The organism is Paenibacillus sp. 2TAB26, from assembly GCF_052115145.1.
Classification (GTDB): domain Bacteria; phylum Bacillota; class Bacilli; order Paenibacillales; family Paenibacillaceae; genus Pristimantibacillus.
In genome coordinates, this window is record NZ_JBFRGC010000010.1 from 14,101 (window position 1) to 37,201 (window position 23,101).

19 protein-coding genes are annotated in these 23,101 nt (G+C 45.7%); 4 read left to right on the top strand and 15 right to left on the bottom strand.

The window, feature by feature from the left end; genetic code table 11:
* Positions 1-4: 4 nt before the first annotated feature.
* The 3 genes from AB4Z50_RS13250 to AB4Z50_RS13260 all read right to left on the bottom strand — a co-directional run bounded on the left by AB4Z50_RS13250 (position 5) and on the right by AB4Z50_RS13260 (position 6,018).
* Positions 5-1,780, bottom strand: coding sequence for a sensor histidine kinase (locus AB4Z50_RS13250; RefSeq protein ID WP_441879462.1), 1,776 nt, complete (start codon positions 1,778-1,780; stop codon positions 5-7).
* Between the two features lie 133 nt (positions 1,781-1,913).
* A complete protein-coding gene (locus tag AB4Z50_RS13255) occupies positions 1,914-3,329 on the bottom strand; it encodes an ABC transporter substrate-binding protein (RefSeq protein WP_441879757.1) in 1,416 nt (471 codons plus the stop codon).
* Positions 3,330-5,127: 1,798 nt separating this feature from the next.
* A complete protein-coding gene (locus tag AB4Z50_RS13260) occupies positions 5,128-6,018 on the bottom strand; it encodes a LysR family transcriptional regulator (RefSeq protein ID WP_339208264.1) in 891 nt (296 codons plus the stop codon).
* A gap of 167 nt (positions 6,019-6,185) precedes the next feature.
* On the opposite strand from AB4Z50_RS13260, the gene AB4Z50_RS13265 reads away from it, so the two are divergent.
* The 3 genes from AB4Z50_RS13265 to AB4Z50_RS13275 are packed head-to-tail and all read left to right on the top strand — an operon-like array spanning position 6,186 to position 8,887.
* Entirely contained in the window at positions 6,186-7,025 is an 840-nt protein-coding gene (locus AB4Z50_RS13265) for an SDR family NAD(P)-dependent oxidoreductase (protein ID WP_441879464.1), read from the top strand.
* On the top strand, positions 7,015-8,193 hold the full coding sequence (locus tag AB4Z50_RS13270; protein WP_441879466.1) for an MFS transporter: 1,179 nt from the start codon (positions 7,015-7,017) through the stop codon (positions 8,191-8,193). Before AB4Z50_RS13265 ends, AB4Z50_RS13270 begins: the two co-directional genes overlap by 11 nt.
* On the top strand, positions 8,180-8,887 hold the full coding sequence (locus AB4Z50_RS13275) for an SDR family NAD(P)-dependent oxidoreductase (protein WP_441879468.1): 708 nt from the start codon (positions 8,180-8,182) through the stop codon (positions 8,885-8,887). The genes AB4Z50_RS13270 and AB4Z50_RS13275 overlap by 14 nt, the downstream gene beginning before the upstream one ends.
* A gap of 361 nt (positions 8,888-9,248) precedes the next feature.
* Here AB4Z50_RS13275 and dcm read toward each other — a convergent pair whose 3' ends face one another.
* From dcm to AB4Z50_RS13300, 5 genes are all read right to left on the bottom strand, one after another.
* On the bottom strand, positions 9,249-10,145 hold the full coding sequence (dcm, locus tag AB4Z50_RS13280) for a DNA (cytosine-5-)-methyltransferase (RefSeq protein ID WP_441879470.1): 897 nt from the start codon (positions 10,143-10,145) through the stop codon (positions 9,249-9,251).
* Between the two features lie 51 nt (positions 10,146-10,196).
* Positions 10,197-10,463: a hypothetical protein gene (locus AB4Z50_RS13285; protein ID WP_441879472.1), complete on the bottom strand. Its 267-nt coding sequence runs from the start codon at positions 10,461-10,463 to the stop codon at positions 10,197-10,199.
* 207 nt (positions 10,464-10,670) lie between these two features.
* Positions 10,671-11,240, bottom strand: a complete 570-nt coding sequence (locus tag AB4Z50_RS13290; protein ID WP_441879474.1) for a manganese catalase family protein — start codon at positions 11,238-11,240, stop codon at positions 10,671-10,673.
* Positions 11,241-11,283: 43 nt separating this feature from the next.
* Positions 11,284-11,547 carry a spore coat protein CotJB gene (locus AB4Z50_RS13295; protein WP_144376813.1) on the bottom strand — a complete coding sequence of 88 codons (264 nt, stop codon included), beginning with the start codon at positions 11,545-11,547 and terminating at the stop codon, positions 11,284-11,286.
* A gap of 2 nt (positions 11,548-11,549) precedes the next feature.
* A complete protein-coding gene (locus AB4Z50_RS13300) occupies positions 11,550-11,774 on the bottom strand; it encodes a spore coat associated protein CotJA (protein ID WP_076269558.1) in 225 nt (74 codons plus the stop codon).
* A gap of 205 nt (positions 11,775-11,979) precedes the next feature.
* Here AB4Z50_RS13300 and AB4Z50_RS13305 point away from each other — a divergent pair, with 205 nt between their 5' ends.
* The gene (locus AB4Z50_RS13305) at positions 11,980-12,855 is read left to right on the top strand and encodes an arylamine N-acetyltransferase family protein (RefSeq protein ID WP_441879477.1); all 876 of its coding nucleotides are present in this window, start codon (positions 11,980-11,982) and stop codon (positions 12,853-12,855) included.
* 102 nt (positions 12,856-12,957) lie between these two features.
* Here the strand turns inward: AB4Z50_RS13305 and AB4Z50_RS13310 are convergent, their stop codons facing one another.
* The 7 genes from AB4Z50_RS13310 to AB4Z50_RS13340 all read right to left on the bottom strand — a co-directional run bounded on the left by AB4Z50_RS13310 (position 12,958) and on the right by AB4Z50_RS13340 (position 23,099).
* The gene (locus AB4Z50_RS13310; RefSeq protein WP_076269556.1) at positions 12,958-13,236 is read right to left on the bottom strand and encodes a DUF2277 domain-containing protein; all 279 of its coding nucleotides are present in this window, start codon (positions 13,234-13,236) and stop codon (positions 12,958-12,960) included.
* 112 nt (positions 13,237-13,348) lie between these two features.
* Complete coding sequence (locus AB4Z50_RS13315; protein WP_441879479.1) at positions 13,349-14,239, bottom strand: glycoside hydrolase family 43 protein; 891 nt, start codon at positions 14,237-14,239, stop codon at positions 13,349-13,351.
* A gap of 220 nt (positions 14,240-14,459) precedes the next feature.
* Positions 14,460-17,375, bottom strand: coding sequence for a GAP1-N2 domain-containing protein (locus tag AB4Z50_RS13320; RefSeq protein ID WP_441879481.1), 2,916 nt, complete (start codon positions 17,373-17,375; stop codon positions 14,460-14,462).
* 23 nt (positions 17,376-17,398) lie between these two features.
* Positions 17,399-18,658, bottom strand: coding sequence for a TRAFAC clade GTPase domain-containing protein (locus AB4Z50_RS13325; protein WP_339208235.1), 1,260 nt, complete (start codon positions 18,656-18,658; stop codon positions 17,399-17,401).
* A gap of 14 nt (positions 18,659-18,672) precedes the next feature.
* Positions 18,673-19,308 carry a beta-mannanase gene (locus AB4Z50_RS13330; protein ID WP_076269552.1) on the bottom strand — a complete coding sequence of 212 codons (636 nt, stop codon included), beginning with the start codon at positions 19,306-19,308 and terminating at the stop codon, positions 18,673-18,675.
* A gap of 23 nt (positions 19,309-19,331) precedes the next feature.
* Positions 19,332-20,618, bottom strand: coding sequence for a VWA domain-containing protein (locus AB4Z50_RS13335; RefSeq protein ID WP_441879484.1), 1,287 nt, complete (start codon positions 20,616-20,618; stop codon positions 19,332-19,334).
* A gap of 57 nt (positions 20,619-20,675) precedes the next feature.
* Entirely contained in the window at positions 20,676-23,099 is a 2,424-nt protein-coding gene (locus AB4Z50_RS13340) for a transcription initiation factor TFIID (protein ID WP_441879760.1), read from the bottom strand.
* Positions 23,100-23,101: the final 2 nt, after the last annotated feature.

Sequence of the window (23,101 nt, forward strand, 5' to 3'; positions counted from 1 at the left end):
ATGATCAACTCCTGCTTGCGGGCAACCGCATCGTTATCGTCGTGCCGGAATCCGGTGATGAAGCAATGTGGACTTCAAAGGCATCGCCGTATTGCACCCTGCAACGCGCCAGCACGTTTCGGAGTCCAATGCTGTTCCCCTCCGTGTGGAGGATCGCCGTCGTATCCGCCCCAGACAGCCCCCTCTGCAAATCGGCTGCCAGTTCCCCATTCATGCCGATTCCGTTGTCGGAGATGGTCAAGTACAGCCAACCGTCGCGGGCCTCGGCACCTAGTTCAACAATCGCCTTTTCCCCGTTTTCCAAGCTGTATTTAACCGCATTCTCAACCAAGGGCTGCAGAATAAACTTAGGCATCTTAAGTTCACGGGCCCCCGGCGCCTCTTCGATCCGTACCTGTAGTCGATCGTCATACCTTAGCTTTAGGATGAACAAATAATCCCGGATATAATCGAGTTCTTCCGGCACCCACACCTGATCAGAGCTCAAATCCAGCGAATACCGCATCATCTGTCCCAGCGACTCGGTTGCATCCATGACGAGGTCATTGCGCTTCATAGCGGCCAGACCGCTAATAATTTCGAGCGTATTGTTGTAAAAATGCGGGTTGATCTGCAGCAGCAACGCTTTGTATTCAGCATTTTTACGCCTCAGGTTCGTCTCGTATTCCGTTTCGATCAGGTACTTCAGCCGGTGCGTCATCTGTCCGAAAGCGCCGGTCACATAACCGATCTCACTGTGCCCCCGCTGGGTGTTGGGCATCTGTTTAATCGCTTCGTCGAACTCGCCTCGCTTCACAAGCTTCATGGATCGGGCCATTCGCGTAAGAGGATTCGTGACGCTTTTGGACAGGCCGAATGCCACAACAAGCACGATCACCAGCAGAATTCCGCTTACGAGCAGCATCGTCTCCTTAATGCGGTTTAGCTTCGCATACAATTCCCGTTCCGGCACGACGCCCATGATCGTCCAGTTCTGATCCGGCAGCTCCTCGTAGAAGACCAGGTAAGGCTTGCCCTGATTTCGTACGGCGAACACGCCGCTCTCCCTCACTCGCTTCCCCGCCTGATTGGTCTGCCGGACTTTGGCAAGCTTGCTTATCCCTTCCTGCAAGATGGCCGCTACTCCTGTAAACTGCTGGCCTAGCACGCTCCGCCCATCGATATCCAGCAGGAAGACGCGGCCCGTCTCGCCGAAATGAATCCGTTCTAGTGGATCCCGCAGAACGCTCGTCGGATAGTTGACCTTAACGATGCCAACGCTGATCAACGTCTGAAGCTCAACAAGAGGCAGCAGGTAGCCATTCACATTGCGGTTCCTCATGCTCTCATCCGGCTGGTCCTCGTCCAGGTGAGACCCCGTCCATTTCACATTCTGCTCCTTGTAATCCAGAAACCAAGGTTGCTGTTCATATGTGCGATCCTGCTTCCACAATCCGCCCTTCGCAATAGTAAAAAGACTGATCGAGATTCCGTTGGAATTATTCACCGCATAGGAGGACAGAAAATCCCGCACCCTGCGCTTCGCCAGCAGTTCTTCTCTCTCCAGGTCTTCGCTATTGCGCAGATCGGCCAGCCAAGTCTGGGTAATCGAGCTTCCGAGAACCTGGTTGCCGATATCCTCCAACTGCTTCATCAAGGTCGTTACGTGGGAAGCGTACTGCTCGATCGTCTGCGAAGCGGATATTTCAAGGGAATTCTTAATAAGGTTCGCCGACTCGGAAGTCAGAATATAGACCAACGAAACGAAGGGGAAAATAAGCAGGATGGAGAAAGCAACCATAAGTCGGCTTCGAAGCGAGTAGAGCATGTCGTCAGGCCTCCGGTGAATGTAAGATGAGAGCTATTTGAACGCAAAAGCCTGAAAAAGACGATCCGCAAATAGCGGACGTCTTTTTCAGGTTATCCTTTATTTCTTACTTCGGCATATCGGCGTAAGCCTTGTCGATCTTCTTGATGGCATCAGCAATCGCCGTATCGACGTTGCGTTTACCAATAGTTACGTCTTCAAGCATCTTGTTGACGGCATCCGACATCTGCGGGAAGATCGGCGTAATCGGACGCGAGCGACCGTATTTCTGGTTCTGGATGACAAAGACGTTCTTCGGATATTCGTTCAGCTCCGGGAACTGCTTCGCGACGGAGTAGCGAACCGGAATATCTTTCGTCACGCTGCTGTAAAGCTTGGAGCCTTCCGCTCCAGTCACGTAGTTCACGAACTTCCAGGCTGCGTCCGCGTTCTTACTCTGGGAAGAGATGGCGAGGGACCAAGAGCCGTTGGCTACCGCTTGCTTCGTTTCTTTAGGCAGCGGCGCGACGTCCCAATCCTCACCGAGCTTGAAATTCGGGAACTTCTCGGCCAAGAAGGACAACGACCAGGAGCCGTCGACCGTCATCGCAAGCTTGCCTGTAGGGAACGGATCCGGCGGGTATTCCAGCGACGATACTTTGTCCTTATTATACAGATCCGCGAAGAATTGTACCGCCTTCTTCGTCTCCGGCATATCCAGGTAGCCCTTAGATGTCATACCATCCTTGTCCATGATCTCCCCACCGAACTGCCAGATGATCGGGTACTTGAAGTAAGCGGCCGCTCCCGCGTTCCCAAAGCCTTGGGCCGGATCGATGCCATAAATGCCCTTTTTCGCGTCAGTCAGCTTGATAGCCGCTTCGCGCACTTGATCCCATGTCATCGGCTCATCCGGGTTTTTGGACGGTAGCGGAATACCTGCTGCCTCGAACATCTTCTTATTGTAGAAAAGTGCAATGGACGATTCGGTAAGCGGTGCCATGTAAATGTTGTCCTTGTAAGTATAAGCCCCAATTGTACCCGCCGGAATATCGTCGAGATTGCCGTCCACCTTGAAATAATTCGTCAACGATTGCAATGCTCCTGATTGCGCGTAGGATGCCATGTTCGGTGCATCGATTGCCATAATATCCGGCGGATTGTTCGCTGCGATCGAGGTCCGCAGCTTCGCATCGTAGTCCGAATAAGGAATCGGGCTCATCTCGACCTTGATGTCTGGATTGTTCGCATTGAATGCCTTCACCAATTGGTCGTAAGCGGAGTTTTCGGCGTCATTGCCGGAATTGCGCCAGAAGGTCAGCTTGACCTGTTCGCCGGATGTGGGCTTGTCAGAAGCCGATGTAGACGACGTGGATGCGCTTCCTGAAGCAGTTCCCGACGGGCTGGCGGTGTTCACATTGTTGTTGGATGAGCAGCCTGCAAGGAAGGCAGTGACGAGCAGCGCGCTTGTGCCGATGGCAGCAAGTTTTGACTTTTTCAAGGATGATGCCCCTCTCTTTATTGTGGTTGTTTGCAGTAACATTGTATCATCCAAGAGAGCGCTTAATAATTCAATATTCTCGGTTCCTGAGTTGCAAAATATTCAGAAGGTTCAAGAGGCAGACGATGAAGCTTGAAGCGCAGGACGCCAATAAGTCAAAGGACTTTTGATTGCAATGCGGATAGTGAGTCAGTTCAATTCTAATTCAAACATTGGGGACGCTTCCTAATCGATTTATTGCCAGCATACTGGACTGCTTCTTCTCGGTCTCATTCTCCCCTATACCTTCGATACCCGGCTTGGAAATACCCATTAGTTAATTGTGATGTCGTAGTTTATTTTGCGTTCTTACGACGATTCTTTTCTGAATGGGGTGAAACGGCTGGCGTTAGCCTCATAGAAAACCTCACAGACTAAACATTTCTCAAATGTTCAGTCTACTGGGGCTGTTCGCAACTACAGAGATAATGACCTGATGATGACCGTTACAGCCGCCGCACGAGTAGCTTGCTCATAAGTTTTAACCGAGCAGGATACGGTTGGCGTATGCGTCTCTTAATCACAGAGGCAACAATAAATTAGAAGGAAAGAGCAATGCTCAACGTCTTGATTTCATACGGCGACATTGCTTCACGGCGTTATGGCAGTCCTCTTAACCGTACTAGCTATGATGTCTGTGGTAGGTAATAAACGAGCTATTCGCTCTCAGGTTGGCCAAAAAAACCGCTCGGCTTTTTGACTAGCCAGCGGTAATTTGAGTTGCTAGTCGTTAAAGCGTAGCCTAAGCAGCAATCTTATATTTTCCTCCATCTGCCTTGTGACATACGCTATAGATTTACGGAAGCTTTCCAAGCTTGATACACTTCAATAAAATTTGATTCAATTTCCTTTCGCGGCCTGCCAAACTTAACTCCTTCAGATTTAGCCACTGCAATTCCTTCAGCTTGTCACTCCAGATTCTTTTTACACTCTTGTTCTGCTACATAGGCAAGCAAACTAAGAAATTGACTCTCCAGGACCTTTCCGAAGTTACCCATGGTTCGATACTTTCTAGAATCAAAGAGCAGCTCGTTATCCAAACAAACAATATCCGCTCCAATCTCACGAGTAATATATTCCCACTCATCTATGATTCCTTCGTAATCTCGTCCCTATCGATCTAACGAATCGATGTAAACTAAATCACCTGTCTCAACATAAGACACTTAGCCTGATACTGAGGTCGATTGAAGTCTTTGACGCTCAATTTATCAGCAGTTGCCTTTCCGGATTTTGCTCCTTAGTAGAAACACGCGCGTAGCCCATCTCCATCATTAATACTCCTCCTTCTCTATAAAGATATCTATGTCTTCTCTCCCTTGTAGGTTTATAACTCATACTCTTTGTCCATTACGTTAATTCAGAAGAGTGTCCCTTATTGTACAAGAAAGGTAAATTGTCTTTTTTCACATATTGAAGTATCTGGATTGAATTATATACCGGTATAGCCTTAGTCACCATCCTATCCTTTCAAAATGCATGCTTTTTGATACACTAAAAAAAGACACTATAAAGCGTTTCAAAAACTGTATATTTGATTTATGGTACGTTTCATTTTCTGGACACACTTTTGATACGGTATAATCATCGAAATCTTGATTAGTAATTGGTCTTCATATACCCAGTCGCCAGATGAAGAGAAGGATAAAGCGCGGTAACGTGTATGCCATACTATTATCGAGAGGTAAACTCGCTTATGGCAGAAGGTTCAAGATTGGACCTATTGCAATATATAAACATATTGGGTAGAACTTATTGGCAGAGCTGGTCGTGGCCCTCGGAATTTTGGAAAGTTGTAACACTATCCATAGAAATCTTGAATATGAGTCAAGAATGTTTTTGCAGCAGCGGAAAAGACCTGATGTTTTTTCCAAACCATATTCAATCCGGACTCTACTCTTGGCTCGAGAGGTCTAAAACAAAGGTTGCTATCAAACGACGTATTTACGATCTTATCTAGTGTTAGAGCATAACCGATGCCTTCTTCAACCATGATTGAGGCATTATAGGCCAGGTTGTAAGTGGCTATGATATTTAGTTTATCGAAATCGTCACCAAACCAATCGGCAAAATCATTCTTTGAAAATGTTTGCTTTAGCGCCTGTCTAGAGCAAATGAGCGGAACTTGTAGTAAGTCAGCGGGTTGAATTACATCCTTGCAAGCTAGTGGACTATCTTTTCTCATCACAACGCCCCAAACGTCTTTGGCGGGCAAATTCAAATAATTGTATTTCGAAACATCAGCCGGTTGAATGAGTATGCCAAAGTCAAGCAGTCCCCTATTGATCCGCTCCGTTACGTCATCTTCATTCCCGCTGTAGAGATGATACCGTATATGCGGATATTTTGAATGCAATTTCTTTACTACTCGAGCAATTTGTTTCATGGCTTCTGTTTCCCCGCCACCTATATATACATCCCCACTAACAGTTTCCTCCATAGACCGGAACTCAGTCTCTAATTTATCAACCATCTCAATGATTTCTTCAGCTCTTCTTCTCAAAAGCGTTCCTTCTTCTGTGAGGACAATATGGTGGCTACTGCGAATAAATAGTTTTTTTCCTAACGTTTGTTCAAGATCCTTTAATTGTCTGGACAAGGTTGGCTGTGTTAGATGTAAAAAGTCTGCAGCTGCCGTAATGCTCCCTTCTCTAGCGACAGTAAGGAAATAACGTAATACTCTTACCTCCATCGACATATCTCCTTTTTTGTTTCCATACTACATGTTCAAGAAATGCTTTTCAAGCATATCAAGTTATGAGATATAAGTATTTGTTATGTGATAATAGCACGTCTAAAATAAATACAATCAGCTTTTTTGATCCACATTGTTATAAAGAAATCGGAGGGATTTTAAACATGGTTAGAGAAAAGGTTTGGTTTATCACGGGAACTGGCCGAGGTATGGGCAAAATAATCGCGAAAGCTGCCTTGAATGCAGGACATAAGGTTGTGGCTACAGGACGCAATACAGACGCGGTGGCTAAAGCGATCGGTGATTCTGAGAATGCCTTGGTCGTTAAATTGAATGTTACCCGTCCTGATGATGCTCAGTCGGCAGTTAAGGCTGCAATTGATCGCTTCGGCACTATCGATGTGCTTGTTAATAATGCCGCGCAATTTTATGGAGGTTTCTTTGAAGAACTGACCCCCGTCCAAATCGATGAGCAATTACACGTGTCATTGATAGGGCCTATGAACGTTACCCGTGCGGTGTTGCCTGTCATGCGCAAGCAGCGTAACGGTCATATCGTCTCGATTTCTTCCGGTGCAGGCATTTCCGGCTTTGAGTTTAACTCAGCCTACAGTGCATCGAAATTCGCGCTTGAGGGCTGGATGGAGTCCCTCTCACCTGAAATAGCTCCTTTCGGCATTCATACGACGATTGTCAATCCGGGCTTTTTCCGTACGGAATTTCTGACAGAGTCCTCGTCGACTTACGCCAAAAACTTACTCGAAGATTACGAGGATCGCAGAGCAAGCTTCCTGTCATTTTTCAAAGAACAAAATGGGCAACAATCTGGTGATCCAACCAAGCTCGCGAATGCGATTCTCAAGATTGTAAGTGAGATTGATCCACCGAAACGCTTTATCGGAGGCGCTGACGCGATGGGTATTGCTGAGCAGAAGATTGTCGATCTTCARGCTCAAGTTAATGCCTACCGAGAGCTTTCGTCAGCTATGGCGTATGAGGATTAATCGCAACCATTTAGTTGTCTATGTATTAACTTTTGGGGTATTTGGTATTTTAAATACTGAAATGGGCGTTATCGGAATTTTGCCTTTAATCTCGGACCACTTCCAGGTCAGCATCTCCGCTGCGGGGCTGACCGTTAGCCTCTTTGCGCTTGCGGTTGCCATCTCTGGTCCCATTTTGCCCTCATTGTTCTCGGGGATAAATCGCAAAAAAATCATGCTACTTGCACTTGGCATTTTTATTGTGGGCAATTTCGTTTCCGCTATTACATCAGACTTTACCGTGTTATTGATTGCACGTGTCGTACCCGCTTTTTTTCACCCGATTTATTGTTCCATGGCCTTTACGGTCGCAGCCGCTACCGTTAACAAAGAAGAAGCATCAAAGGCAGTAGCGAAAGTCTTCATTGGCGTTTCTGCGGGCATGGTAATTGGGGTACCGGTAGCCAGCATAATCGCAAGCGCAACATCGCTTGCTTATGCGATGTTGTTCTTTGCGGTGGTAAATATAGCCGCCTTCATCGCAACGCTTTTATTCGTTCCGTCTATGCCTGTAGCGAATAAGCCTTCTTATGGCGTTCAATTGCGAGTCTTAAGAAGATCAGCAGTTTGGTTGTCCATTGCCGCGGTTATCTTCATGAACGGAGCCTTGTTCGGAGTGTACAGTTATCTTGCGGAATACTTGGAAATCGTGACCCAATTGACTTGGAACACCATTAGTTTGATGTTATTCCTTTACGGTGCGGCTAATATGATTGGAAACATAATCGCAGGGAGACTGCTTACTCATCATGCATTAAGTACAATAAAGCGATATCCGTTTGTATTAGGTGGCGTCTACATCCTCATGTTATTCCTCGGCCAGTTCAGTGTACCCATGGTCTGTATGATTCTGATCTGGGGAGTATTGGGAGGGATTGGCGGCAATATTACTCAATATTGGATTGTCACTTCAGCGCCGGATGCGCCTGAATTCGCAAACGGAATCTTCCTGACATCTGCTAACATGGGCACAACAATAGGCGCAAGCGTATGTGGGCTTTTCATAACGGAAATGGGGGCGCCATACGTCTTACTTGGAGGGATCTTGTTCGTTGTATTAAGCATTGCGTCCATTTATCCAAAAATTTCAATAGAGGGTCGATTGGAGGTTGCTCATGATGATAGATAAGCAGGTAGCTCTGGTCACAGGAGCGAATCGTGGCATCGGATATGAACTCGTCAAACAATTAGCTTGCATGGGTTTCAAGGTCATATTAGCAAGCAGAGATACAAACAAGGGCACTGCAGTTGCGCAACAGCTTGCCGAATCGGGATTTGATGTCTCCTTTATTTTAATTGATGTAACGGATCAAGAAAGCATTCGTCAAGCTGCAATGACTATCACAGAGACCGTTGGGCGATTAGATATACTAATTAATAATGCTGGTATTTATCTTGACGGGGATAACAACTTATTATCGATGGATCCAACAATTCTCGAGAACACAATGACAACGAATTTATACGGTGTTTATCATGTCATGCGTTCGTTTGTACCACTTATGGAAGAGCGAGGATATGGAACAATAATTAATGTCTCCTCGGAATATGGAACCATGAGCGCCATGTCATCTGAAGGTGCTGGTGCATACAAGATCTCCAAACTTGCCATGAATGCATTGACCCAATTGGCAGCAGCCGAAGTCAAAGGACATATAAAAATTTATGCAGCCGATCCAGGGTGGGTCAGCTCGGATATGGGAGGTTCGTCCGCTCCAAGAACTCCAAAACATGCTGCCGAGTTGATCCTCGGGTTGATAAAACTGGGGTCGGAAGGACCACGCTGTGGGTTCTTCAGAGATGGTAAACTAATCAATTGGTGATGTAAGTAAGTCTGGGCGTTTGCTAATATAGAGGAGTAACAATGTGGAAGATTTGATTGAATGTGTTTTTCTTGTTATGAAAACAGAATTGAAGTCTAAAATCAATAAATCGTTGAACTAACGGGAAACCATAGTTCAAAAAAACACAGTAGCAGCCAATCATAATGATCGGCTGCTTCCTTTTATTAGTTGAGGGAAATGATAATGCTGATAACCTAACATGTACTACTTTTATTACCCTTAGATAACAATGTAGATACTGTTTATACAAAAAATTAATGCAGCACAGAACAGACTGCATTACTCAAGTACATTAAAATCTGAAGGAATCCATCAATCGTTTACCGATTTCATAAGCAACTCAGCTCGTTACAGCATTGCCTGCCATTTTATATAATTGGGAATCGCTTATCCCATATCCTTTGAGTGTATAAAACCAATCGTCCGGAAAAGACTGCAGTCGAAAACATTCAAGAGGTGTCAGTTTGCGAATACGATAACCATCATAGATTCCATGTTTGTCCTGTGCTGTTAGCGTAAAAGATGGTTCTCCTGGCTCCTTAAATCTACGTCCGTTCTGCCTTTTCTCTTCGCGGTCAGGTATTAATACAGCCATGGGTTCCATGACCCCTGTTCGAGCTTGATTGGCTCCTAATCCTTTGAAATAACTTGCATCTAAACAAGCTGCTTCTCCTGCTTCGTTGACACCTGTCTTTTGTGATACATTAACTAAAATTTTGTTACCTTCACCCTTATTCGTTGTAAGTGTCGGCGCTAGTCCGTTTGCTGCAATTACTTGGCCATTCATACCTCTTCTGCTTGGATTTACATTTCCAGCGATCATGACCCTAGAAGCTATTGTTTTAGAGTCTTTAGCAGGCTTGTTGTTTTCTCCTCTGAAAGGAAATATTTTTCGTCCACTTGATCCTCTAAGACTTGCGACACTGAAGACTCGTTCTCTGTTTTGTGGCACATAGGCCGAGCTGTTAAGCACATACCACTCCCCCACGTACCCCAACTCATCCAACGTTCCGATGATAGTCTCGAACGTTCTCCCTTTGTCATGACTGAGGAGTCCTGTGACATTTTCAAGGAGTATAAATTCAAGTTTGAGAATAGATGCGAACCTGATGATCTCAAAGAATACTGTCCCTCTAATAGCGTCGTTAAATCCTTCACGCTTTCCAGCAATGGAGAAAGCCTGGCAAGGAAATCCCGCAACCATCATAAGCACTCCACATCCTTTCGTTTGGATCATGTAAGATTTTAAAACTCTCGTGAGTAGGTTGTTTTTTGGGAGATCCGCACGTTAGGCAGATTGTGTAATACTTTTTTTAGGATGAGCTTCATGCTGCGTGAATGTTTGGCATGTTTCGCATTTTGTATCACATTCCGCATATCCCACACATTTCATTCCAGCCTCCATAAGTCCAAATCCCATTCTAATGCCGGTATCTGATGTTCTCTCGTTAAGAACAAAACGTTGATACGCCCAAAAGGGTTGAACGACCTCGTACGTCCTTCGGTTTACTTCATTCCATCTAAGTCGGTTTGCTTCCAACTCTTCTGTGTACACCACTGCTTATAAACGTATAACTGAAATTCCGCTTAGTCCCGATGGACTTGTGTGATCAATCAAATTGTAGGGTTAGCGGATGTGTTACTCTGGCAAAAGAAAGAGCGATAATAAATAGCCGGTCCACCACACTCTTCTTGCTGTTAGCTTAACATCAGCAGGCAAAAGCAAAAAACCTCCCCGCAGTACCCTGCAGAGAGGTTCCATCTAATAAAATATTTTCTCATCCCGCTTTTCCTTAAGTATCTCGACCGCTTCACGGAACCGCAGCGAATGTATAATCTCCCTCTCCCGCAGAAACTTCAAGCTGTCCTGCAGATCGACGTCGTCCGTCAAATCAATGAGCCACTGATACGTCGCCCTAGCCTTCTCCTCCGCCGCTATATCCTCATACAGATCAGCAATCGGATCGCCTTTCGCTTGAATGTAGGTAGCCGTAAACGGTAYGCCGCCTGCATTCTCATAAAACAAAGCGCTGTCATGAGCCACATAATGAGCACCTAGACCTGCAGCCTTAAGCTGTTCTGGCGTTGCATCTTTTGTCAATTTATATATCATTGTAGCAATCATTTCCAAATGAGCAAATTCCTCAGTTCCTATGTCTGTTAGCAATCCAATGACTTTATCCGGAATCGTGTACCTCTGGTTTAAATACCGAAGCGCTGCTGCAAGCTCACCATCAGCACCGCCATATTGCTCCATTAGAAACTTAGCCATCATTGGATCGCATTTGCTTACGCGAACGGGATATTGCAGTTTTTTCTCATAAACCCACATGTACGGTGCCTCCTCTAGATTTCCTACTAGCCCTATCCACTATTTATACCTGCCAAGGCCATGGTGTATCATTCCATGACCAAGGGTTTGTGGAGAAGCTTTGGCCAAAATGCTTTAAAGGCCCGTACTTCGATTCATACTGCTGTACGATAGGCAATCTTAGCTGTGCGAACTGATTGTATTGATGTATGGCATTGGAATCTGTAGGATGAGTATCCAAATATAAATTCAGCTCCACGAGTACAAAATCTACCGCCTGCAAATCATGCAGCAGCTTGTAATACTCTTCATCAAGTATGATCGCCACCGTCAATCACCTTCTTCCTGTCTGTCGTTTTTCGGATCATATGGGCTATACAACATAGGCCAGAGTGTACCATATCTCAATGCTTCATGAGGTGAAAACTGAGGTAAATTGGGCGGTTGAAAGGTAATAAATAATTGAGGCGGCGTGCTGAAGCTTTTTACTTTTATAGGCGGGCAGGGATCTAAAGGGCTAATAAACGGCTTATAATAACGCACCTGATTATTCACGCAGATGTCTCCTCTCGGTATGCTCTTCAAAAAAGTATATGTATAAGGACTTGGTCATCATGACTAACCATTCATTGAATGACGCTGTACCGGTACAGTCTTTACATTTCTACATTGTTCTCTAGCTCTTTCTCGTTTAGGATGTGATAAAGGCAATAAAATAAAGAAGCTCAAAACGATGTTTGAGCCATAGAGGTGAATCGTTATGGAACCGTTGACGAGAGAAGAAATAAAAGCTTATTTAAGCAGGCTTGGCATCTCAGATATTCAGGAGCCAACCAAGGCATTTTTATTTGAGCTTCATAGAGCCCATGTAAGAGTTTTTTCTTGGCAAACCATTGATGTTTTTGCAGGTAAGCCCGCAGGAATTCACATCAAACAATCCATCCCGCTCCTTATCCATGGCAGAAGCGGATATTGTTTTCATTTAAATGGCGCATTTAGCCATCTTCTGCGTTCATTAGGCTACAAGGTTTCATTCCACCGGGCAGGCGTACAGCCACTAGGTGCCGAGCCTCGTATCAACTCGTTTCACCTTGGACTAACCGCTCACTTGTTGAACGAAAACAACGAAGAAGAACAATGGATTATTGATGTTGGATTAGGCGATATGCCTTTTGAGCCGCTGCCTCTTCTTGCTGGAACGTATAACCAAAACCCTTTTATTTATAAAGTAACAGAATCTCTTGTTGTTCCAAATGGATGGCGCTTAGAGCATGATCCATCTGCGTCATTTGTTGGCGTGGATTATGATTCTACCGTTTTGGCGGATATGACAGAGTTTGAGCCTAAGCATGAGCATTACAGCCGCTCCGCAGAATCTCCATGGATCAATATGTTTTTAATTAGAAATAGACATGCTGGCGGAAGCAATGAAATCCGAGGCTGCATTTGGAATGAACGAGGAACTGACGGTGTGAGGCAGACGGAATTAGTGAGTCAATCCCAGTGGCTCGAGGTGTTGGGCGAGGTTTTTGAAGAAAAACTCGTCAACTACAGCCGTCAAGAGCGGGATGAACTATGGAAAAGAATTCAGCTTGCTCATGAACAATGGAAAATAGCAAAAGCCTCATCATCATAACAAAAAAAGGCTTTTACTAACTCCTTATAGATGTCCTAATCAAATAAACCTCAGAGAAATCTGAGGTTCATTTAACTATTAGTGGTATAAGAACTCCAACCGCTAAGCTTCCGCCGTACCGAATCTTTTGGCGTTTCTTGCGCGGGCACGCTCGATTTCGACCTCTCGATCACGCGGCTCAGCTTGGGTAACTAGCGTGTCGAGCAATTTCTGGGCTGCCGCAGCCACCTCTTGTATCGCAACATTGAATGCTTCTTCATTGGCTTTCGATGGTGACTGATATCCCGATAGCTTTCGAACAAACTGGAGCGAAGCGGCAGCTACTTCCTCTTCTGTTGCCGGTGGATCGAAGTTAAATAACGTTTTAATATTTCGGCACATCATGCTCTTCCTTTCAGCATTTTATTTTGCCTGAAAGCTCTAGTTCCATGCAAATACAAGCCTTTTAACTTCGATAATAGCTTTTCTATAGAAACTTTTCAAGGGATAACAACTACCAAGCATTTGTCATAACTATCGGTTTTATCTCCCCGTCAGCAATAATCATTTTATCAATACAAAGCATACGATTCCCCGCTTCAGGGTCACCAATAATACGGCGATGATAAACAATGAGCCATTCATTACTCTCTGGCAAATGGAGGAACCCATGATGTCCTGGCCCTTCCGCAATAGGCTCTTGTCGCTCAAGCACGATGCCCTTATTCTCGAATGGACCCAAAGGATTCTCACTCACGCCATACGCAACGCAATAAGAGCCGTTCACCCAGTCACCTTGCGACCACATGAGGTAATACAGTCCATCCTTCTTTATCATACAAGGTCCTTCAACATAACCATCAGGCGTAATGGAGAGAAAGGTTTCACCATTTTCAAGTGGAATGAACCCCGTCATATCATCATTCATTTTCGCTACGTTGCAATGACGCCAGCCGCCATAATATAAATAGATCGTTCCATCATCATCCTTGAACAAATGAGCATCAATCGGCTGAGCGGAATGAATGAATCGATCAATGAGCGGTTTTCCCAGATATCCTCTGAATGGTCCTTCAGGACGGTCAGATACGGCTATCTCCAAACCGCCGATCTCATCGTTGCTTTGAATATCGTTTGTTGCAAAAACCAAATAATATTTTCCTCGTTTCTCGATAATTGTAGGTGCCCAAACCGCTCTCCACATCCATGGAAAGTCTGACATTTCAATAATGCTCTCATGCTTCTCCCAATGGATCAGGTCGCTTGAGCTGAACGCATCCAAATTCAATTGCTTCGTATATTCCGTAATGGACCTGGTAGCATAAATCCAATGCTTGCCTTCATACGTTCTCGCTTCAGGATCAGCATACCAGCCTGGGACTATCGGATTATTAATACCTTTCATCGAAAAACAGCTCCTTGTTCGTGTTGTAGTACCGATATTGTAAAATATTGCAGACCCTATGTCTCTATCATAAATTCAACTTTCTTATCCACTTTTATGACATTAATCAATTTCATCATTTTAATAGCCGATTAGCTAAAAAGAAAAAAGGGGTCGTCCCAGCAGTAGTAAAACTACTAACGGAACAACCCTTCCTATTCTTATAAATACGTTGCTTTGGTTATGGCGCAACAACACGCAGCACGGAAATCTCATACTTCGATTCACCGACTGTGATAATGCTTTTCTCCGGTATATCAACCTGCTTACCGAGGTTAACTACAACCCGGTTCGTATAGTCTGCTTCATTTATTGCAGTATTGCTCGGTTGCTCCGTCTGAGAATCGGTAGCTGTCGGCAGTGAATCAGTTTCAGCCGGTGTTGGCGTTGGCGTCGGCTTATCGGATTCTTTGGCAGTCGAATCCGTTGTTTCCGTCGGCTGTGATGAGCTTTCAACTTGATTTCCGTCAGTGCTGCTACTCCCAGTATCCGATTTGCAATCAGAAGTAACTTCTAGTGTCGTGTACGAAACTGCTTCAGCACCCGGCGTTTCTACCGTCAATGAGCTAGGCTTAAACAGTCCGCAAGCTGCTGCTTCCTTAAATGCGAAGACGAGGGTGGTCGCAGCCTTCTTGCCCACTGATGCAGCATTTTGCTCCACGTATACGATTGTATCCGGCTGGGTTATGCTCGGTTCAGGAGTCGTTTCAGGCAAAACAGCACCACCAGGCTTCACATCATCCTTGCCGCCGAAGGCAAACATAATGCCGGCTACGATTAGTACAATACCTATAGCCGATAACGATGTTATAAACGTCGATTTACGATTCCTGCGAAAAAATTTAGTCAGCGGTGAGGATAGCTCGCGCTCCGCCTGTTTATATACACCTTTAAGAATAGGGCCTGCTTTGTCAAAATGCTGCTTCCAATTGGCTCGTTTCTTAAATGCATCCCGGTCATGTTTTGTGAAATAGCTGACTACTGCAGTTACATAGGCAGGGACAAAACCTCTCGAGCGCATGAAACTAGGATGTTTTTCTGCCCATCGGAAAAACAGATATACCGTATCTTTTTGAGACGCGTTTTGCTGCAAATAGTTGAGGAGCGTGGCATAATCCACTGATTCCATATCCGAGCTGCGAAGAAACAATAGCACGAGACGGGGAAACTCAGCTAACTCCAGCTGATTGGCAAGCAATCGGCGACCAACGAGCTGCACCCGGTCGATCTCTGCTGGGGATAGATTTTCGAATAAATCTACCGTTGGCTCCGGGAATGCGAAGCATTCGTAAAGCGCCTGCAGCTCAAGCGCTGCTGATTTCTGCCTCGGATCGCTCAGCTGTCCATTCCATTTTTTCAGCTGATCCTTCGATTTGAGAAACTCGCCCAGCATGAGCTGATCCTTCGTCAATCTTTCCATATCAAGTTCAATTAACATTGCTCGATAAGCCGCAAGCTCGAGCTCCGTATAAAACTCTACCGCATCATGAGACGGCAGCTGTTTTCGCACGCCAAACTTACCTTCACTTGCTAAGCTGCGCAATTGCTCAAGCGCTTTGCTCGTCGCTGGCAGCGAGTGGCGCTCCCGTTTCAGCTTCTCGATGAGCTGCTGGCGGACCAGTACAAAAAAGTCTTCATCACCGTACAGCTTAGGATGAGCATTGCCCCACTGCTCAATGAGCTGCAGAACACTTTTGGCTCCTGCAGCTGCTTTAAGCTTTTGCTCAAGGAATGGAATAAATAAGTTTGCACTTAGCTTCGCATCTACTAAGACTCTTGTGAAAAAAGCTATACTAAAGTCAGGATTGCTTTCAACTGCCGCATAGAAGGAAGCCGCCGCGTCTTGCTCACTCTGCTTTCTTGCATTTATCAATGCTAAAAGGAAAAAGGAAACCAGCTTATTTTCGATATGTTTACCTTCAATTTGATAGTATTGTGTAAACACATCTACAATGAAGGTTTCCGGCACTACTCCTTGCCTAGCGCGGTCAAACTCATAATCAAATCGAGACAGAAATAAATCATTCAAGCGCATCTTGGCATCCAATGCGCCGGATGGCTGCAAATAATCCATCAAGCTCCGCATTACCGCGCTTTTATGCGATTCATATAACTTTTCGTTGCCTTCCTCGATTTGGTAAACGACGCATAGCTCATGATAACTGGCTGCTGCGAGTTCGCGCTCCTCCCCCATATCTGCCAGCATCAGCTCAGCGAATTGAAAGAAGCTATCCGTACGGTCAGGACGATCCAAGTTATCCCATGCAAAATCCAAAAATGGCTGATCTATACCGTCCAGATCAACATTCATCATTCGGTCGTTGCCGAAATCAAACGTAAAATCCTTCTCGATGCTGCGATCCCCATGGCGGAGGCTTCCTTGCTCTACGAACGTAAGATGAACCGATTTGCGGCTTACCGGTTCTTTCGCATAAGTTATGAAACCAAGCTGCTTGCGGAAGGCGTAGGGTAAACTCGCATATAGCACACTAAGCAGCTGTTTTGCCTTGTCCGGCAGCTGTTTGATTGGAACATCAAGCGAAACATAGATCTTTTTCTTACCCCCGACTGCTGCCATTACCGCATAGAGCAGCTGTTTGAACGATTTTTCTGAAATGTTCAGCAAAGAAAGGATGGAACGAGCAGACGGCTTAATCGCTGCTGCACTCTGAATCGGAAGCTCTAGCAGCTCTGCTATTTCCGTACCGCTGTCAATATTATATTGATCTGCGAAAGCGGCTTGCAGCCAGTTCATATAATCACTTGCAGGCTTGCTGCTATGACCGCTTGGAATAATAAAGTTATGCGTAAAAAACGCGCTGCGCAGACCCGTGAAGTCGGCTGCCTGATAAACGCTTCTGCCAAGCAGCACATCGCCATTATCCAAATGAAGCAAGTGCATCGTCTCTGGATACGCGGAACCGTCCTTCTCACCGCGGGTAGCCAGCTCAGTCGGGGCATCATAAACACAAAACGGATGAAGCACTTTTTTGACAAATGATGCTTCCAAACCGCTTGATTTGGCGATTGTGTCATAACCTTCCGTGGATCTGAAAATGCCGCGTCTTTCCCGTGCATACATCTGCTGCTGAATCATCCTGCTGGGCGTAGAATCGCGCACTATTCTCTTCTCCCCTCAATGAAGTTCAGCTTATAAAGCAGCCAAATGAAGGGCTCGTCTACCCGAATGGGACTGACGACGGTTTGCAGCTTCTGATCGACGGGATTGCTGCCGAGTGCGGAAACCGCATAATAAGCCGTATCCTTAAAATAAACATCCATCGTACCTTTAAAGGGACGATCGACCTTCTCGATGAAACGGCGGATTTCTCCATCAATATTTTCAAACTCGGTCAGGTTAAAATAATTGCGATGCACCATGTTGTTGAAAATATTGCTGTTCGATTTAATATATTCTCCATCTTCATCCTTTAGCGAATGAAGCATATCGCTCTTCGTTAAAACGACGGCAGTCGGAATATCCGTTTTGTTGTTTTCCTGATAAGCAATAAAGTCGCCAAACATCGTCAGAACTACGTCGCGCGGCTCGTCGTATTGGGAAACCCATTCACCGGGCTTATCGCCTAGATTCATTCTAATTTTCTCGCGGATTGAGCGAATTTGCAGCGGATCTACCATCAGCAAAATGCCTGCTGAATTTTTGATATGCTGACCATGCAAACCAAGATAATCTTGCTCTACCATGCCCTCGCCAGCGACATCAAAAAATACGAGAGTAAGCGGTGGCTTCGATTCATCTTTAAAAACAAATTGAAAAATAAAAGGCTCCTGCATCTTTTCCTTTTGGGTAGACGCAAGCAGATCGCCGCGCTCAAACAGCGGCTCCTCGTAATAGGTTCGGAATTTCCGGCTAATTTCAGCGTTAAGCGGCATGCAGGCTGCATTAAAATGATCCGCTGTCGTGTTCTGCAGCGTATGTATCAACGCGGTCATATACACCGACTTGCCTACTTGTGAAGCGCCAATGATTGAAATAATATTGCTCGGCACCTTGCCTGCCGTTACTGGAATTTCGTTGTGGCATTTTGGGCAAAGTCTTCTGCGTGTCAACTCGCCATAGCGGTCATTTATTCCAATCAATACATGGTCTGAGTAAATCCGATGCTCTTCAGGCACGTCGTTTGGATAGAGCACCGCTTCCATATCATGTACAGAATCAAGGCCAAAACGCTCACGATACTTATTCAGCTCATCATCTTCTCCAAGCGCATAATCCTCATCATCCTCACGGGAATGTGAAGCGCGGAATACAACCTCATCCGGTGTAAATTTACTAAAACAATAGGGGCAAACAATATCATAAAACAAAGGCCTTTGCTTTGCTTCCGGCTTTTTCTTGAAAAGATCGAAAATACCCATGCGATCTTCCTCCTTTATACTGAAATCAATTCGTACATCTGTCCAGACGTTCGGCCATCAGTGAAAAACAATCGTATAAAATCCTGTTTGCCAACCTCAATGGCAGGCAAAACGGTTTTTCCAGCTGCGAAAGGCGCAACGAACGGATACAGCATGCCATCTTCTTTATTCGCTGGATAGCTGCCCTGCTTTTTCACATAACAAAGTACGTCTTTCCCAATCGGTACCTCTGTTGAAACTTGAATTTGAATCGTTTTGAACTTTCTGAACAAACCGCTCTTATTTGTAATCGAATAATGAATTTTAGCTCGGCCAGCACTTATTTCGATGCTGTTCTCGTGATTAGGCTGAAGGATGAGCTGCGGACCGCCGCTCCCTTCCAGTGCGGCATATACCGTAAAGACAAAACGTCCGATGCCCTCTAATCGGCTATGATAGCCATTATTCGCTTTATATTCTGCCTTCGTGTACAACTTGACAGTTCCTATATCCACGGGGCTTTCCGCCGCCTGCTCAGCCGGTGTTTTCCCAATGTAAACCGCTTCTATACCGCCCGGCCAAATCCAGCGCAGCGTGCAGCGGTCCTCCTCCAACACGCGAGTTAAACCGCTGATGATCGGAGAACCATCCTCTGCATCGATAAACCGCATTTTATATCCGCCTCCCGCATCGTTTAAAATCCATGACTGCGGCTGTCCTTCGTCCGTTCGCCTAACGCCTTTGTGGACTGATCTCTATTGCTGTTTTTTCTGCCGCCATCATAACGGTTTGTACTGTTATTATCCCTTATCGGAACAACAAGTGTGAAAATGCTAATAATGGCTGCCAGTACAAGAACAGCGAATAGACGTGATAAACCGTCAGAGAGCATATCCCCGGACAAGCCGGAGTCCAAAATGAAGCCAGCCAGCAAACCGCCTACAATACCGCCTGCCCCAAAGCTTAATGCCAAAAACCGATTGTCGAAAAACAATCCGAGCGACATTCCTAAAGCTGCACCGATAATGGCTAATGATAAAATACGAAGCAGTGTATACAGCGTGCTGTCCGCAAGCGATCCCGTTCTTTCAGTTAGAAGCGTCCGATTATCGATTGTATTGTAAATATTTTGGAATACGAGCGCCAGCCCGTTCGCTTCCGATACATCGTAATAGCTTCCATTGGTAGAATCAGCTATTTGCTGCAGCAAGGCAGAGCCTTTGGAATCTGCAACGCTAAGGCCTACCGTATTAATGACAATTTGCTGCTCTTGGAATTGTGCAATTTGCTTATTGATATCGGATTCGCTGAAACCGTCCGACAATAGAATGACCATTGTCCCGCGCCCAGCCTTTTCCTTATCCTTAATCGTCTTCATTGCTTCGCCAAGCGCTAGACTAAAGTTTGTACCGCCGTCCGTCGGCTCAAGTGAGTCGATTGACGCATTTACTTTATCTTTCTCTTCCTGTGTGCTTACTTTAACAAAGGGCTGTATCAATTGTGCGGTATTGTGAAATGCAACCACCGCCACGCGTTTATCGCTTTCCATGTTTTGAATCAATTGCTTCGCAGCTGAATACCGCTCGTTATCAGGATCGGTCTCCAGCATGCTTCCTGAATTATCGATGACAAGCACTATATCCTTTACCTGCTTCGCACCGCCAAAATGTGCGCCGTAAATAAATTGCAGCAATCCGCCGACTGCAAACAGCAGAACTAGCGTCGACGGTACGAGCAGCTGCCACGATAATCCGGTATAACGCTGACGCCACGAAGTTCCGTTCAAACGAGGCGATATCATTTCAGCAATCAGGCAGGCCAGTCCAATGCATAAAGCAAGAACGCCAAAGTAAAGCCCAACGACGGTAAAGCGCGGCCAGATTTCTGACAGCGCCCCCAGTATGATTTCCCCGATGACAAATCCTACTGCGCCTCCTATTAAGCTGAACAATAAGAGAAGCCCATTTATTTTTCGTTGCATAATAACAGCACCCTTTCTACTTGCTAGTGGACCGTAGCAATTGTTGATGTATATCGGTCAGCGAAGATCAGGCAGCAGAGCAGGATCAAGCGTGTGAAATTCATACCCATTTTGCAAATAGGTCTCATAATACACTTTACCGTTTCGATAATACATCAAATCTTCTAAATGAAAGCCGCCCATAATATTCAACTTTTCTACACCGCTGCTGCGCTTCTCATGTACACACCCCAGCTTGTAAATGCGTGAAGATTCGTCAACGCCAAGTGCATATCGGATAAATTCACTCTCGCGATCTCCGAACAAATATTTTTCCTCATAACGATGCTCATGTGTATAGTCGAGAAGACGAATATGAACGACCGCATGCTCTTCCAGTGTCCGGTATAATCGGTGAAACAGCTCGTCCCTCGATAAAGCTTTGCGATTGCTGTATGCAACGGATACATTTGCACGCAGCAGCAGCTCCTCTTCAAAGGTTTGTGCAAAAGGCTCTGCTGTCAAAATGTACTTTCGGCATATCTCCATTAATCGCTCCAGAAACGCGGAATCTCCCTGCTGCAGAAGCTCCGTCACATTGCCGAGAAATCGTTCCTCAAAAAATATGGATGCGCCGCGTTTCTCTTCAATATCCGTCATGACAGCCGCAGTCACTCGTTCATAATACTCGAAGATGTTCTGCCCGATATAATCATCTGCTGAACGGATACTGTGCTGAGCCGCCGCATTCAGCGTTTCCTCTAGCAGTGCCATCTGTTCTACGCGAATTCGGTACTTCTCATGAAGACGCTCCAGCTCAGCAGCAAATTTACGGTACAAAGCAAGCTCCGTCTCAAGTCGTAAAAGCTGCCATTCCAGCCCGTACACCGCATCAAAAAAAGCGCGTATAAAGGATCGAACATTTTGCTTGTCCATAAATGGAAGACGCTGAAATTTCAAATCATCCACACGTTGTTCGCGGATTCGACCAAGCTCATCCTGAGCGATATCAATCTCTCTGACCAAATCGCGCATTCGAGCGCGAACAGCTGTCATGACGCTGTCTGTCTCATTTTTCTCGTCTGTCCATTTGGCAACCTGGAAAAAGCTAAACAATGGCTGATCTTTCATATTGCGGTTTACAGTGGCTCGCAGCTCTTCTGAGGCCTTCACATAACCTAAGTTCACCTCAGCTGAACTAGTGAAATGCTTACGGAAGAAGATGGTGCAGCCATCTCCGAACAAGGCTTCCTCTGCATCGCGCAGCGACATGCGCCGCAGTTGATCATAACGAATGTTGTTCGTTAGAAGACCCGACATATCGATGAGACTGTCCTGGCTTGGTACGAGATCGAGCATTCTAGTGTCCATCGCAGCTGCATCCAGCCCAAAGAAAGACAGCTTTTCCTTGCTGCCCTGCAGGTCAGCAATTTCCAGCCGCTCTTTTATTTGTTTAAAGAAATGATAGAGGACGGTTAACGCAATCGAATGATTCGGTCGTTTCACCTTGGACAAGCCCGCTGACACGAACCCCTGTCTTCCGGATTCCGTCATGAGACTGTTTTTGAAAGAAGAGTTGTTGTAGCTTACGTCACTCGATTGTACCTGTGTTTCCTTTCTCCTCCTGTTTTTCAACAGCAAAATATTGCAAATGATTTCATAGTTATCCTGCATCCCGTTAAGCGTTGTAATTCCCCGCTCATTGCGATCAGATAATACATAAACAAGATCAAATAATGGCGATGCCTTGTGGGTGACCGGAATTGATAATCCATCACCCGTCACCTGAAGCCTCGCCGAAAAAGAATAATCTGGCCGCTGCATTCCATCCAGCTCGCGCAGGAAGCTGATACCCGCTGCGCTTGCCAAACCAAACGTCTCTGATTGCTCACGTTCATTAATTAAAGCGTACAAATCCATTTGAACGGATTTGAACAGCTGCAAAAAAATCGATTGAGCAAGCAGCGATATTTCTGGAACAAGCACGTTTAATGGATCATCAACCCTTGTAATGACAGCAAGATGAAGGCGATCGAAAGATGCGTACAATCGGCCGTAATCAGCAATTGTATCGCTAACCTGACGCAGCGCCCGGTTGAGATCCGCTAGATGACGCCCTTCCTTATGGAATGCGGTGCCTATATCTTTGCGTTTGGTGCGATTATCCGTTTTGCCATCTACAACATCCGTAAGCGCTACCCTCGTCACCTTCGGGGCAGATCGATTACGATTTGCCACATGGTATGACGATGCTTTATAACCTGCACTTCCAGAGGCAGCATTTGCTTCACTCGACGAGACATGGAAATAAATAACGCCGGCATTGTTGTCCCATTTCAGTTCATTGGATTGAATCATAGGTTCAATCGCATGTCCTGCCTCATCTCCGATGTATAGAAATACGGTTGGATAGTGAATGCTGCTTTGATCATCCTCAAGGCCGCTAAGCTTCTGCTCAGCAGCCGAATAGTCGCTTGCATATAGATCCAACAATTCTCTCATCA